Annotated in this window: 14 protein-coding genes; 9 read left to right on the top strand and 5 right to left on the bottom strand. The window is 64.9% G+C overall.

Going from position 1 to position 12,678, the window contains the following annotated elements; all coding sequences use genetic code 11:
- The first annotated feature begins 145 nt into the window (after positions 1 to 145).
- The 5 genes from WS78_RS25690 (at position 146) to WS78_RS37275 (ending at position 5,818) form a co-directional block, all read left to right on the top strand.
- On the top strand, positions 146 to 361 hold the full coding sequence (locus WS78_RS25690) for a hypothetical protein (protein WP_145986896.1): 216 nt from the start codon (positions 146 to 148) through the stop codon (positions 359 to 361).
- Positions 362 to 968: 607 nt separating this feature from the next.
- Complete coding sequence (locus WS78_RS25685; RefSeq protein WP_063889465.1) at positions 969 to 1,523, top strand: hypothetical protein; 555 nt, start codon at positions 969 to 971, stop codon at positions 1,521 to 1,523.
- A gap of 809 nt (positions 1,524 to 2,332) precedes the next feature.
- Positions 2,333 to 3,367: an acyltransferase family protein gene (locus WS78_RS25675; protein WP_059581778.1), complete on the top strand. Its 1,035-nt coding sequence runs from the start codon at positions 2,333 to 2,335 to the stop codon at positions 3,365 to 3,367.
- Positions 3,368 to 3,601: 234 nt separating this feature from the next.
- The gene (locus WS78_RS25670; protein ID WP_059581774.1) at positions 3,602 to 5,536 is read left to right on the top strand and encodes a collagenase; all 1,935 of its coding nucleotides are present in this window, start codon (positions 3,602 to 3,604) and stop codon (positions 5,534 to 5,536) included.
- Between the two features lie 60 nt (positions 5,537 to 5,596).
- Positions 5,597 to 5,818: a hypothetical protein gene (locus tag WS78_RS37275; protein WP_059581773.1), complete on the top strand. Its 222-nt coding sequence runs from the start codon at positions 5,597 to 5,599 to the stop codon at positions 5,816 to 5,818.
- Here WS78_RS37275 and WS78_RS25660 read toward each other — a convergent pair.
- Together WS78_RS25660 and WS78_RS25650 are read right to left on the bottom strand one after the other, a co-directional pair.
- Positions 5,812 to 6,129 carry a DUF4148 domain-containing protein gene (locus tag WS78_RS25660; RefSeq protein WP_059581857.1) on the bottom strand — a complete coding sequence of 106 codons (318 nt, stop codon included), beginning with the start codon at positions 6,127 to 6,129 and terminating at the stop codon, positions 5,812 to 5,814. The two genes, WS78_RS37275 and WS78_RS25660, sit on opposite strands and share 7 nt — an antisense overlap.
- Before the next feature lie 760 nt (positions 6,130 to 6,889).
- Positions 6,890 to 8,056, bottom strand: coding sequence for an FAD-dependent monooxygenase (locus WS78_RS25650; RefSeq protein ID WP_059581766.1), 1,167 nt, complete (start codon positions 8,054 to 8,056; stop codon positions 6,890 to 6,892).
- Between the two features lie 158 nt (positions 8,057 to 8,214).
- Between WS78_RS25650 and WS78_RS36315 the strand changes: the two genes are divergently transcribed.
- Positions 8,215 to 8,418, top strand: coding sequence for a hypothetical protein (locus tag WS78_RS36315; RefSeq protein WP_145986892.1), 204 nt, complete (start codon positions 8,215 to 8,217; stop codon positions 8,416 to 8,418).
- Between the two features lie 343 nt (positions 8,419 to 8,761).
- On the opposite strand, the gene WS78_RS25640 is transcribed toward WS78_RS36315, so the two are convergent.
- On the bottom strand, positions 8,762 to 9,511 hold the full coding sequence (locus WS78_RS25640) for a helix-turn-helix domain-containing protein (protein ID WP_038743963.1): 750 nt from the start codon (positions 9,509 to 9,511) through the stop codon (positions 8,762 to 8,764).
- A gap of 360 nt (positions 9,512 to 9,871) precedes the next feature.
- Here WS78_RS25640 and WS78_RS25630 point away from each other — a divergent pair, with 360 nt between their 5' ends.
- Positions 9,872 to 10,060 carry a DUF2964 domain-containing protein gene (locus WS78_RS25630; RefSeq protein WP_038743965.1) on the top strand — a complete coding sequence of 63 codons (189 nt, stop codon included), beginning with the start codon at positions 9,872 to 9,874 and terminating at the stop codon, positions 10,058 to 10,060.
- A 227-nt stretch (positions 10,061 to 10,287) separates the two neighbouring features.
- Here the strand turns inward: WS78_RS25630 and WS78_RS25625 are convergent, their stop codons facing one another.
- On the bottom strand, positions 10,288 to 10,737 hold the full coding sequence (locus tag WS78_RS25625) for a hypothetical protein (RefSeq protein ID WP_038744168.1): 450 nt from the start codon (positions 10,735 to 10,737) through the stop codon (positions 10,288 to 10,290).
- 205 nt (positions 10,738 to 10,942) lie between these two features.
- On the opposite strand from WS78_RS25625, the gene WS78_RS25620 reads away from it, so the two are divergent.
- Together WS78_RS25620 and WS78_RS25615 are read left to right on the top strand one after the other, a co-directional pair.
- Complete coding sequence (locus WS78_RS25620) at positions 10,943 to 11,233, top strand: DUF1488 family protein (RefSeq protein WP_038743967.1); 291 nt, start codon at positions 10,943 to 10,945, stop codon at positions 11,231 to 11,233.
- A 60-nt stretch (positions 11,234 to 11,293) separates the two neighbouring features.
- Positions 11,294 to 11,530 (top strand): hypothetical protein, encoded by a 237-nt coding sequence (locus tag WS78_RS25615; RefSeq protein ID WP_038743969.1) that lies wholly within the window; start codon positions 11,294 to 11,296, stop codon positions 11,528 to 11,530.
- A gap of 99 nt (positions 11,531 to 11,629) precedes the next feature.
- Here WS78_RS25615 and WS78_RS25610 read toward each other — a convergent pair whose 3' ends face one another.
- Positions 11,630 to 12,277, bottom strand: a complete 648-nt coding sequence (locus tag WS78_RS25610; protein ID WP_038743971.1) for a response regulator — start codon at positions 12,275 to 12,277, stop codon at positions 11,630 to 11,632.
- Positions 12,278 to 12,678: the final 401 nt, after the last annotated feature.

Raw genomic sequence — 12,678 nt, 5'->3', positions numbered from 1 at the left:
GTTGCCTGGCGCGCGGCCTCACGATCATGGTCAACCGGCGGCGAGCGGTATCGTCCGGATGCGCGACCCGCTGCGGAATCGGGACGCGACGTTGGCGCCGAGGCCGTCGGCAACTGAGCGCCAAGGCTTGCCGGGAAGGCCCGCGATGACGAACCTGATTGGCCTGATCGGTGCGCAACCGGCCGGTTGCCTCTTGCCCGTATGTGGCCGGAGTTCGGAGCAGGTCGTCGCGCGCTTCGGCTTGCGTGCAACGCGCGTCGATTTCCAGGCCGCAGACGGCAGCCGTATCGTTCGCGACGGCTCTGATGCGTTCGGCGACGCATTCGGTAAGTTGCTCGAGGCGCGCTTGAGCGTTCGTTGATCGCGGGTCGGTCAGCCCGGCTTCTTCGGCCGCGAACCGTCAAAGCGTTTGCTGCGGATGCGTCTTGCCGGACGCTCGGCGCCACCCGGCGCTCGAATGGCGGCGGACGTACGTGCCGATCTGCCCTTTGACGGGCCGTCGGCCGCGCGCTCCGTCCTATTCGCAGCGGCCGATCATGTTCGGATATCGCGACGGTGCGCGACTTTTCCTTTCGGCCATTGCACTCGACTCCGTCGATAGCCGGCCTGGCATCCCCACGCTCGCAGCAGGCTTTGTCCATGCGCTTCCTCCTCCCGGCTGCCTTGCCGCCGGATGTCGGCGCGCGCGGTCGCCTTCACGTTCTCGGCGGTTTCACTCAATGAACCGCGATATTCCGCGGCGCGGGGTTTTCCGTGGAGCCGAGCGGGGCTTGACAGGCGCGCCGAGGTCGCCGCAACGTGCTCGGGCGATGGATGAATCGAAATCAAGGCGATTTTGGCTAATTTTTTGAAAAATCAACCGTATAAAATACGTACCATCGCCATTGAGTTTGTATGAATATTCTAGATGTCTATGTGTAATTGTCTATAAAATGCCAGTTTTTCGTTTAAAACAAAAATAGACCGAAATGACTGAAGCGACCGTGGTTAGAATGGCCCGTTCGGGCGATTATCAGAACATTATTTCTCTGCAAAAAGCGAATCAAATCGCGAATCTCTCCGAAGCCGAGCGCAAGAACGGCTTTCTGTCCGCCGAGATTCCCGAGGCCAAGATCGAGGCGCTCGCGACCGACGCCGGCATCGTCGTCGCATACGAACAGGCGGAATTCGCTGGCTTTTTCTGCGTTTCGCGTCTTGACCAATGGCGTGGCAATGCGATCATCGACGCGCTCGCCGCATCGTTCGAAGATGAGCGCGACGCCGCCTCCAGCGATTTTTCAGGAAACGCCTGCCTATTCGGGCCGATGTGCCTGAGCCAGGTGGCGCGCGGAAAAGGCATTCTCGAGAAAATGATCGATCTTGCAACGGCGTCGGCCAAAACGCGTTTCAGTGCCGCGATCAGCTTCATTGCCGTCGATAACGAGCGATCGCTCAATGCGGTTGCAAAACTCGGATATAAACCCGCCCATCGCTTCATGTCCGGCGAGCGCGAATATCACGCGCTGACCGTCGATTTCGTTTGAGCGAGAAAGGCCCCCTTTGGGAGGGGGCTGGGGAATGCGGGTTCGAATCCTGTCAGGCGTGCCGCCATTTGTCCGTCGACAATAAAGGGCGTGACGATGCCGCGGGAATGCTCGATCACTAGCGGTTCAAGGCGGCTCAAGGTGGTTCAGGCGTCGCTGGCGCCAGTCGTCGAGCGCTTGAGCGAAGCCTCTGCGACGCCGGTGGACAACGCGGTGCCATTGCTGGGTGCTCCACCCGCGACGGCACCACCCGCGACGGCGCTACCCGCACGCGTGCAGCGCGAGACCGAGTTGAGCGAGCGCGCGGCCCACGTGGCGCTTGCGGCGCAACGGGTCTCGCAGTCGATTCCAGCCTTGTCGCAGGCAGCCTGACCGTGAGCGGGCCGAATGGCGTAGACGGCTGAGCGTCGGCGCAGAGTCTGACGCCCTGGATTCGACGTCCCGGGCTCCGAGGCGGCTGCGCAGGCTGGCGGCCGTCTCGGCTCACGTTCGCCGTTGATCGCCGTTGATATAAGCGCGGCGATGCGAAACCCTGCTGTTTTTCCGATGTCCGGCGTTGCGCCGCCGGCCGTCGCGAATTGCGACGATGTTGTCGATCCACTGATCCGCGAGCGCCTGCGCCGCCCCGTTGTTCGCCCGCGTCGGTCCCATTCGGAGCGGCCTGCCGGCACGCAGGCGCACACGCATGCGTGCTTGGCGAAGACGCGCCAAACGCGGCGCGCGCCGAAAATTGGCGAATCCGCACCGGGTTTTGTCGCGTGCGCGCAGGCGAATCGTGCGACGCTCCGACGATTTGAGTCGAGAGCATCATGAAGAATCCCGCCGGCCCATTGCTGAGCAACATTCAGGCTGCGCGAGCCGTCGCCGCTTTGTGCGTGGTTGCGTATCACCTCGGCGTCATGCCGTTCGGGCAGATCGGCGTCGACGTCTTCTTCGTGATCAGCGGCTTCATCATGTCCTATGTCGCGCCGAAGGAGGGCAATGCGTTCTTCATCAAGCGCGTGATCAGGATCGTGCCGCTTTACTGGATGCTGACGATCGGCGTGTATGCGATTGCCGTTGTAAGGCCGCAATGGCTCAACACGACGACGGATGGCGTCGCCTATCTTTTCAAGTCGATGTTCTTCGTGCCGTACGTCAAGGAAAACGGGAACTGGGGGCCGCTGTTGAGAAACGGGTGGACGCTCGACTTCGAGATGTTCTTCTACCTCGTCGTGGCGGCGGCGCTCGTCGTCGTCAGGCGGCAATACGCGACGATCGCGGCCTCGGCGGCGCTGATCGTGTTCTGCCTGTCCTCGCAGGCGGTCGGCGCCGGGAGCCAGGTGGCCGACTATCTGGCGCAGCCGCTCGTGATCGAATTCTGCCTGGGCGTCGCGTGCTATTGGATCACCCGCGCGCGCGCCTTCGACGCGGCGCCTCGCGGGTTGTTCGGCGCGGGCGCGATCGCGGCGCCGTTGCTGGTCGTCGCGCTGTATCCCGAATTCGGCGATCCGGTCGGTTTCCAGCGCGTGCTGCAGTACGGCGTCCCGGCGTTCGTGCTGATTGCTTCGCTGCTCGGGCTCGAGAAATCGGGCGTGTCCAGCCGCAACGCGATCCTCGCGAATCTGGGCGCGGCCAGCTATTCGATCTATCTGCTGCATCCGTACGTGATCGGCGTGGCCGAGAAGATCCTGAAGATTCATCCGGGCGCGGGCACGGTCGGCGGATGGTGCGCGGCGGCGGCGGTGGCGCTCGTCGTCTGCGCGGCGGGATGGGTCTGCTACAGGTATGTCGAGATGCCGATTCAATCCGCGTTGAGGTGGCGATCGAGCGCGGAACGCCCGATGAGCGCGCGGGCGAATTGAAGCGATGAGCCGGCGGCCGGCGAATGCGCACGAGTCGCCTTCACGCGAGCCGGCTTCACGTGGCGACTTGATTCGCGCATCGGCGATGCTTCCGGCTGGATTGTTATAAAAATCGATTTTAATGCTTGAATAATTCAGTCTGTTAAAATGCATTAATTTGCTCGATCATTAAATTGACTTGTTAATCATCGGTGTTATATCTTCGGCGATCCAAAATAACCGAGGGCAAGTCAAATGCTAATAACGGAGGTGTGTCGCAAGACCCGTCGCTGGTCCGCCGTCGTCGCGATGTCGGTATTCGCGGGTTTGATCGGATCGGCGGCGGCCAATACGCAGCCGGCGCCGCAAAAGCAGGCGCGCATGCCGCGCGTGCCGCAGAACCTGCCGGTTTCGCCCGAGCAGGCCGAATACAATCTGCCGCTCAGCAAGCAGGATCGCGCGACGCTGATCGAGCCGTCGCGGCGGAATAAGGCGACAAAGAACGGCAAGCACGGCGCGCCGGGCGCCGATTGCCGCGACATGTCGGCGATGACCCAGTATCGCGGCGCGGCGCTCGCCGATTACATCGCGAATCTCCCGGATTATGAATGCCATTACGGTTTGTTCTCGGTCGATAAATCGCTGGCCACGCAGATTTTCAGCGCGGAAAACGTGTATGCCGTAGCGAGCCGTTTTACGCAGGAGGCATCTCGCTACGACGCGAGCAATTTGATTTTTGTCAATTTGCTGATTTATTTGCGTTCCGCTTATTACCAATATGATGTATCGGGTCTCGTCAATCCGTTTCCGGAACTCGCCGATCGGCTGCGCCCGTATATCCGACACAGCCTCGAGGGCGACGCGCTCTATCGTGAGAATTCGCGTGCGCCGAGCACCGCGAACGAGCTGATGAAGCTCATCACGAACATGCGGGACGAGGCGTACTACCTGCCGACGCTGAAGGATCGCATCGCGTTCTACACCGCGAGCGCGACGAACCCGCAAGCGGCGGCGCCGCTGTTGCAGCGGAGCGCGGCGGGCGGCTTCACCGGCTTGCTGACGGTATTCTTCTACGCGCATCAGCGCAGCGGCGCGCAGCAGATGCTCGACAGCGACGCGACACTGCCGGAGACGCTCAATCGTTTCGTCACCGCGAACCGCGCGAGCCTGTCGAACACGAGCGCGGCCTACCAGCTCGCCGATGCGTCGCGCGAAACGTATCGCTTTCTCCGCTATCCGGCGCAGAAGCCGCGCGTGAAGAAGATGATCCAGGACATGCTCGGATCGACGAGCATGACGGGCGCGGGCAGCGACCTGTGGCTGGCGGCGGCCGAGGCGGTCGACTACGGCGACGCGGGCAACTGCGCGGACTACGGCACCTGCGACTACAAGAAGCGGCTGACCGACGCGGTGCTCACGCACCGTCACGCATGCAGCGCGAGCGTGCGCATTCTCGCGCAGGACATGACCGGGCCGCAGCTGCAGTCGGTGTGTACGGCGGTCGCGCAGCAGGACGATTACTTCCACCGGATGATGAAGACCGGGCGCAAGCCGGTCGCGGGCGATCGCAACGACACGATCGAGCTCGTGATCTTCGACGACTACGAGAACTACCGAAAATATGCTTCGGTAATCTACGGGATCAGCACCGACAACGGCGGCATGTATCTCGAAGGCGATCCGTCGGCGCCCGGCAATCAGGCGCGCTTCATCGCGCACGAGGCGTCGTGGCTGCGGCCCGAGTTCAAGGTCTGGAACCTCGAGCACGAGTTCACGCACTATCTCGATGGCCGCTACGACATGGCGGGCGATTTCGCGGCGAGCACCGTGAAACCGACCGTCTGGTGGATCGAAGGCGTCGCCGAATATCTGTCGAGGAAGAACGACGATCAGGAATCGATCGACGCCGCGCGCACGGGCGCATACCGTTTCTCGGACGTGCTCGCGACGCGTTACTCGTCGAGCGACTACGTCGCGCGCGCATACCGGTGGGGCTACATGGCGACGCGCTTCATGTTCGAGCGCCATCGCGCCGACGTCGATACGATCGTGTCGCGCTTCCGCACGGGCGATTACGACGGCTACGAGAACTACGTCGCCTACATCGGCGGCCGCTACGACAACGAGTTCGCCGACTGGGCCCGCAATGCGACGACGGCGGGCGAGCCGCCGCTGCCGACGGCGAGATAGGCCGGCGCGACTGCCTGAGCACGCGCGCGGGACGACGGCGGCGCGAACGAAGCGAACCCGATGGGGCGCGATGATCGTGCGCTGTTCACCCGCGCCGTCGAGTTCGGGGCGGGCGCGCCGGCGGCCGGCGACGGCACGAATGCCTGCCGCCCGCGGCGCGTTCGCTCAGCCAACGCGCGAGAGCGCGCGGTGTGCGCGGTTGTCGTCAGCGCATCGGGCGAGCGCCGTCGATGGGCGGCGCCTATCGCGGCCGGCGTAGCCGGCCCGCGCGTCGATCAGTGATGACGATAGGGCGCGTCCCAGCCGCCCGACGTCGGCGAGACACGCTGGCCGGACTGCATCGCTCCGCCGGCGGAGCCGCCGTAGCCCGACAGGTCGGCGCGGCCGTTGGCGGGCGCGATACGCGCTTCGGCCGCCTGGATATTGGCCGGATACTGGTTCTTCGAAGGCTGATAGCCGGCTTTTTCGAGTTGAGTCAGCTCGTCGCGCACTTGCGCGCGCGTCAGCGGCCCGTTGGACGACGGCTGCGCGAACGACAGGGCCGGAACGGCGAGCGCGAGCGCGAGTGCGGCCGTTTTCAGAGCGGATTTCACGATGCATACCTCCATTTGTCGCCGCTGCGGGCAGGCGTGCTCGCAGCCGGCCACTGAAGCTTGACAAATCCGCCTTAAGGGAGAATTAACGGCGTCGCATCGAACGCTGCCGTATGTCATGCGGTACGAGTGCGCGATCGGACGGTGAGAGACGTCGCGCGGCCGACGTGCGGTCGCGAAAGCCGGCCCGCGATGGCGCGCGGCGATGCGCGATCGAGCGGCACGACGGGCGCGACACGACAATCGCCGCAACGCCGCAACGCCGCAACGCCGCAACGCCGCAACGCCGCAACGCCGCAACGCCGCAACGCCGCGACCGGACTGGCGAAAGCGGCGTTCGATGCGCATGCGCGGTATCCGCGCGCATCGCGCCGTTCGTCCGGCCGAGGGCGAGAACGGGCGGCATGGGGCCGCCTCCCGTTCGCCGGCGCTCGGCCAGGACGAATCGCCGGTACGAGTCGTTGCGGCTTTGATGCCGATGCATCCCCGTCACGGTGGGGCGATTCGCTCGCGCGGCATCGCGGGAGCCGTGCTTCGCGCAGTCCGCTCGCTCCACGAGGCGAAGCGACTCAACGGCGCGACATGGCGACGCGACATGACGCCACGACGCCACGACGCCACGACGCCACGACGCCACGACGTTACGACGTTACGACACCACGACACCACGACACCACGACACCACGACACCACGACACCACGACACCACGACACCACGACACATCCGCAGCGATTACTCGGAATATCCGGTCATCCTCGCTCACGCTTCGACGGCCGTCCCGAGCAACGCGGAATCGCGCCCGCTCGTCTGCAATTGCGAACGGAAGCTCGCAAGGAGCGCGGAGCGATCGTGGTACGTGGTCGCCAGCGCGTGGCCGTAGGAAATCACCGCTTCGTTGACGGGATGCCGCGCGCGCTCGAACCGGCCGAGCGCATCGGCGAGCGTGGACTGTCCGCTCAAGTACGCGTCGAGGCACTGGCCGAGCTCGCCGGCATCCTCGATCGCGAGATTCATTCCCTGGCCGGTGATCGGGTGAATGCTGTGCGCGGCATCGCCGAGCAGCGCGACGTTCTGCTTGTGATAGCAGTCGACGTTCATCCGCCCGAGCGGGATCAACGGGAACGGCGTTTCCGCGCCGATCACGGCCATCGCGTCGGCGCTCTCGTCGCCGACGAACTCGCTCAGGCGCGCGATCAGTTTCGTGCGCGTGGCGTCGGCGAGATAGCCCTGCATTTCGTCGGCGGGAAAGCTGACCACGATGCGCGTGGCTTCGCTGCCGATCGGATAGAAATACGCGAGGCCCCGGCTCGAATCGACGTACAGCCGGTTGCATGCGCGAACGCTGTCGGTCAGCGCAATCGTGCCGAACGCCATCGGCGTCGCATAGGGAATGCGCTCGGCATCGATGCGCAGGATGTCGGTGCGGACCGTCGAGCGCGCTCCGTCGGCGCCAATCAGCACCTTGGGCGCGACGGTGCCGCCGTCGCTCAGCCCGAGCGACGTCACCGCGCCGGCGGCATCTTGCTCGATACGCTCGATCGACGTCTCGAAGCGCAAATCCACGTTGGGCAGGCCGTCGAGCTTGACGAGCAGCAGGCGTCGCAACTGCTCGCACGGAATCAGGATGAAGAAGCCGAGCGCGCTGGACGCGCGATAGTCGAGCGAAGCGATCGGTTCCTTGTCGTGGAACAGCTTCATCGCGTCGCGCCTGAGCCCGCCGGCGGCGAAGACGTCGTCGAGCAACCCCATCTTGCGAATGACGTCGATGCCGGAAGGTTTCAGCAAATCGGCGCCGTTTTGCGCGCGGTTGCGCGCCACGCGCTCGACTACCGTGACACTGTGGCCGCGCGTTCCGAGCAGGTACGCCAGTGCGACGCCTGCGATGCCGCTGCCGTTGATCAGTACATCGACTTGCTTGTTTTCCATAGTGGGTTCGTTTTTTTTCCAGTGATCGCCGTCGACGGCGCTTCCCGGCACCGAGCGGGCCCCATCAGGCGAATTTCGACGCGGGTCTATGAGCGATATCCGTGTGCCGCTTCGATTTTTTACGATGCTTTATTCGTGATTTTTAAGTCGCCAAATTAATGATTGATACGATTTTGTCGGCATTCTTGTCGATCCGGTTCGCGATGAATGTTGCGTTCGTCCGGGATCGACAGGCAGCTTCCCACGGCGGGCCGGCGATCGAGCGCCGCGAAATGAATGCATCGCTCGCCGTCCGCGCGGGAAATCGTATTAAAGATGCAAAAAATATGCAAATAAATATGATGGCGGGAAATAAAAATTGAATGGGAACCGCGTTTAGGGTGGGGCGGATTATTTGTTTTGAATTATTGAAAAATATAGCGATTCATTTCTTTAAAATTGAAATGAATGTGATGATTGAATTGATCGCTGATGCGGAAATTCGCGATGACGCAGCGCATGCGTCGCGCGACGCGTTCGAGCATGCGTTCAGCCGCATGCGAATCGTGATGCGATACGGACGACCGAGCGTTATGCGAGCGGTGGGCGCGATTGCCGTGCGCGCGCGTGCCGTTCAACGGCGACGCGCGCCCGAGCGTCGCGGAATCGAAGCCCGCACGCGCTACAAGGATAGGCCCCGGCGTGCCGGCATCGCTTGCTCGGCATTCAGCGGGCGGTTTTCTTCGCGCCGCGACGCACGGCGCCGTTCGTCGCGGCCGTGCGCGCGGCCGGCGCCTGCTTGCGTCGTCCGGCCTTTTGCGTCGAAGGCGCCTGCGCCTGCGTCGGCTCGACCTTCCCGCGCGCCGCGCGTGCGCGCGGCCGCTTCTGCTCGCCCGGCAGCGAAGGGAACGCGGGCTGTCCGTCGCCGAAGAGCGGCAGCGTGCCGACCGCGATCAGCTCGACGGGTTCGTTGCCCACGTTCACGACGCGATGCCGCTCGTGCGCGTTGAAGTGCAGCGAATCGCCGGGGCCGAGCGGGTAGTCCCGCTTGCCGACCGTGTATTGGACGCGCCCCGACAGCACGAACACGAATTCGTCGCCGGCGTGCGCGACCCATTCGGAGCAGTAGCCTTCCATCATCGACACCTTGACCGCATTGAGCTGGCTGCCCGCGAAGGTGGTCGACAGGCGCTCGTAGCGCTGCTGCGTCGGACGGATCGAATACGACTCGCGGCTGCCCTGGTGCGAATCCGGCTGATCCTGACGGGGCTGGTCGATGAGTGCGGCAAGCGGCGCGCGCAGCGCTTTGGCGACGTTGACGAGCGAAGAAATCGAAATGCCGGTCAGGTTGCGTTCGACTTGCGACAGGAATCCGACCGACAGGTTTGCCTCGGTGGCGATCTCGAGCAGCGTTTTCTTCAGCTCGCGGCGCAGGCGGCGGATGCGTCCGCCGATGTGCATGATGTCCGAATCCATGAATCTCCCACGAGGCTACGGTTGCCGTTCGACGCAGACAAACGCGCGGCGCGCGTTGGCGATTGCATCGTCCGCGCCCGTTCGCGCGGGCGCGGCGCGGCGATGATGCCCGTGCATTGTACAGCGACGCTTTTCGCTTTTTACGCGTGTGGAGGCGCATTTCTACGCGCGTTTCCGACGCTGCGCCCGGCACGTTCGCGCGCCCGGGCGGCGCTTGACTCAGGTCAAGGCCGCCGTCGCGCGACGGGCGATCATACGCAAAGGCTGGATAGGAAGCACGAGCGTCGATCGCGCGTGACGACACCGGCGGCGCGGCCGCGCAGGATCGAGCGGCCGCTCACACGAAGCCAGGAGACCGTCATGGTGCGCAAATATCGGGTCGTTCTCGCGACCATCGCCGTGTTCATTTCGCTCGCGGGGATGATGGAGGCGGTTCGCGGCCTGCTGTTCGACAGCAACGCCGAATTTCTCTATGGCGTGGTCGCGCTGTCGCTCGGCGTCGCCGCGTTTGTTGTGCTGCTCAATCCGACGCCGAAGGACGAGCGCTGAGCGTATTGAAGCGCACGTTTTGCACGCGGCGTGCGCGCTGGCGTGTGTTGCGCATCGAGCGGCGCGCTCGCCGAGGAATGCGTGCACCCGGGCGCTTGCCCATGCCGCGCCCGCGCGCGGCGCGATCGTCGCAAGAGCTCAGTTGTCGCGGCGTTCGGGGCCGAGAGCGATCGCCGGCGGCCCGCCCGCCCGGCGCATTCCGGTTGCCCGAATCGCGGGCTCGCCGTTCAGCCCGGCTCCACCGCCGAATGCGCGCGCTTGTCCGCGAGCGGCAATTCTCCCCACGCGAGCGGAATGAACACGGTGCCGCCTGCTTTCTCGATCGTCTCGACGAACGTGCCGAGCGTCGCGCCCGCGGCGATCGACAGCGGCTCGCCGCCGAAATAGCTTTCGGTCCGAAGCCACGGCGCGAGCCCTTCGTTGATGTCGACGACGCTGCAGGTGAGCGCGCCGCGCCCGGCCTCGGGCGGCAGCAGCGGGCCGTCGAACGCGACGCGCAGGATCTGGTCCGGACTGTCCCCGTAAGGCGGCCCTGCGTACAGCTCGTAAGGCGCCTCGCTCCAGCGGTCGCCGCACTGGCGATCGAGCGGCAGGCACGTGAAATAGGCCCACGGACTGCGCACGAAGCACAGACGATACGTGTCGCGCACGCCCTCGAGATTCGCTTTCAGTGTCATCGCTCGCCCCATCGTTCGACGCTCGCGGCGCCGGCGCGAGCGATGAAACGATCATCGTTGCGCGGCGTGCCGGCGGGTTGACGCAGATCAACCGTGCGCCGTGCGCGGCCGATTGACGTGGGTCAAGCGTGCGCGGCGCCGCGGCTCTATGCTGAGGCATCGATGGGTCCGCTGCCCGGCCGGGCAGCGGCTACAGGAGGTTGTCATGTCGGTCATGAAGGTTTCGTTTCCACAGGATCCACCGCCCGAATATTGCGCGCGCGATCTCGTCGTCGCGTTTCCCGCGCTCGTCGACGAGGCGTACGTGCAGTGCGCGATCACGGCCGAGGCGCTCGAGGATCATTTCGGCGCGCAATCGCTGAAGGAGGACGATCTGCTCGCGGCGTTCAACCTGCACCGCAAGAAGATCGAGCACGCCGCGCAGCGGATGCTCACGGAGATCGGCGGCAAGCCGGTCCTGCTGCACAGCGGGTTCTTTCGATTTCTTTACGAGTAGCGCCCGCGCGCCGCGCGGCTTCGCGACGCGACGCGGCGGCCGGTTCGGCAGGAGAACGACATGACGTTGTCAGGCAACATTCAGGATGGCGACTGGACGGTCGAGGTGACGACGTCGCCGGTGCCGGGCGGTTACGTGTGCGACATCAAGGTGATGCACGGCGCGCCGGGCGGGGCGTTCAAACACGCGTTCCGGCACGGCCGGACATTTCCGACCGAGCGCGACGCGATGGTCGAGGGGCTGCGCGCCGGCATGACCTGGATCGAGCTGAAGATGTCGAAAGCATTCAACATGTAGGCCCGCGCACGGCAAGACACGGCGCGCGTCCGCGTGCCGCGGCTCCGTCGCGCGTGGGAGCGCCGCATCGACGCCGCGCGCCGGCCCGGGCGGCGGCCGTCAATCCTCGTCCGGGTCGTCGATCAGCTTGTGCCGCAGCGCGTAGCGCACGAGCGCCGCTTCGTGCGGCATCTGCATCTTCTCGAGAATCCGCGTCTTGTACGTGCTGACCGTCTTCGCGCTCACGCACAGCTCGTCGGCGATCTGCGTGAGCGTCTGCCCCGACGCGATCCGGCGGAACACATCGAATTCGCGGTCCGAGAGGCGGTGGTGCGGCAGCGTTTCCGCCGGCTCGTTCAGGCTTTGCGCGAAGCGCTCGGCCATCGCGAGGCTCACGTAGACGCCGCCAGATGCGACCTTCGTCACCGCGCCGACGAGCTCCGAGCTCGCGCTTTCCTTCGTGAGATAGCCGGACGCTCCCGCGCGGAACGCGCGCACCGCGTACTGCTGCTCCGCATGCATCGTCAGCACGAGGATGCGCAGCGCGGGCTTTTCTTCCTTGATCTGCTTGATGAGCTCCACGCCGTTGCGTCCCGGCATCGACAGATCGAGCACGAGCACCTGCGCGGGCGTCGAGCGGACGAGCGCGATCGTCGTCGCGCTGTCGAACGCTTCGCCCGCGACCTCGAAGCCGGATGCGTTCTGCAGGATGTGGCGCAAGCCGTCGCGCACGAGCGCGTGGTCGTCGGCAATCAGAACCTTGATCATGGGTGGAAATCTTCCTGTCGAATCGATTGCATCGGGGAAGGCGGCCGGCGGACGGCGGTTTCGATGGCGCGAGGCGCCGTGCGCACGCGCGGCCGCGCGCCGCGCGTGCGGGCCGGCGCAGCCGGCGCGCGCGTGGCCCAGCCGGCGCCAGGCGTGCCGGCGTCGGCAGCCGCGAATGCGGCGGCGCGTGCCCGCGCGGGCGAACCGGCGCCGGGCGCGGCGTGCGCGCGTTCGTTTCGAACCGTCGTATGAGCGGTCGTCAAGATCCTCCCCGGTCGAGGCGGGCAGCGACGCGGCGTCCCGAACGCTCGGACGCAGTCGCAAGAGTGCCGCAGCCTCATTTCATCAATATTGAGACGAAATTGTGCTCGATTTGATTGCTTTTGGCTAATGGGATTGAC

Origin of the sequence: Burkholderia savannae (assembly GCF_001524445.2) — a bacterium.
Classification (GTDB): domain Bacteria; phylum Pseudomonadota; class Gammaproteobacteria; order Burkholderiales; family Burkholderiaceae; genus Burkholderia; species Burkholderia savannae.
This window is presented reverse-complemented; position numbering and strand designations above follow the sequence as displayed.

What these genes read in the sequence shown, in the direction of transcription:
- WS78_RS25685 (WP_063889465.1), top strand. Translation starts at nt 969, where the DNA reads ATGACTGAAGCGACCGTGGTTAGAATGGCCCGTTCGGGCGATTATCAG.
- WS78_RS25670 (WP_059581774.1), top strand. Translation starts at nt 3,602, where the DNA reads ATGCTAATAACGGAGGTGTGTCGCAAGACCCGTCGCTGGTCCGCCGTC.
- WS78_RS25625 (WP_038744168.1), bottom strand. Translation starts at nt 10,737, where the DNA reads ATGACACTGAAAGCGAATCTCGAGGGCGTGCGCGACACGTATCGTCTG.
- WS78_RS36315 (WP_145986892.1), top strand. Translation starts at nt 8,215, where the DNA reads ATGATTGATACGATTTTGTCGGCATTCTTGTCGATCCGGTTCGCGATG.
- WS78_RS25630 (WP_038743965.1), top strand. Translation starts at nt 9,872, where the DNA reads ATGGTGCGCAAATATCGGGTCGTTCTCGCGACCATCGCCGTGTTCATT.
- WS78_RS25675 (WP_059581778.1), top strand. Translation starts at nt 2,333, where the DNA reads ATGAAGAATCCCGCCGGCCCATTGCTGAGCAACATTCAGGCTGCGCGA.
- WS78_RS37275 (WP_059581773.1), top strand. Translation starts at nt 5,597, where the DNA reads ATGGGGCGCGATGATCGTGCGCTGTTCACCCGCGCCGTCGAGTTCGGG.
- WS78_RS25640 (WP_038743963.1), bottom strand. Translation starts at nt 9,511, where the DNA reads ATGGATTCGGACATCATGCACATCGGCGGACGCATCCGCCGCCTGCGC.
- WS78_RS25650 (WP_059581766.1), bottom strand. Translation starts at nt 8,056, where the DNA reads ATGGAAAACAAGCAAGTCGATGTACTGATCAACGGCAGCGGCATCGCA.
- WS78_RS25615 (WP_038743969.1), top strand. Translation starts at nt 11,294, where the DNA reads ATGACGTTGTCAGGCAACATTCAGGATGGCGACTGGACGGTCGAGGTG.
- WS78_RS25610 (WP_038743971.1), bottom strand. Translation starts at nt 12,277, where the DNA reads ATGATCAAGGTTCTGATTGCCGACGACCACGCGCTCGTGCGCGACGGC.
- WS78_RS25690 (WP_145986896.1), top strand. Translation starts at nt 146, where the DNA reads ATGACGAACCTGATTGGCCTGATCGGTGCGCAACCGGCCGGTTGCCTC.
- WS78_RS25620 (WP_038743967.1), top strand. Translation starts at nt 10,943, where the DNA reads ATGTCGGTCATGAAGGTTTCGTTTCCACAGGATCCACCGCCCGAATAT.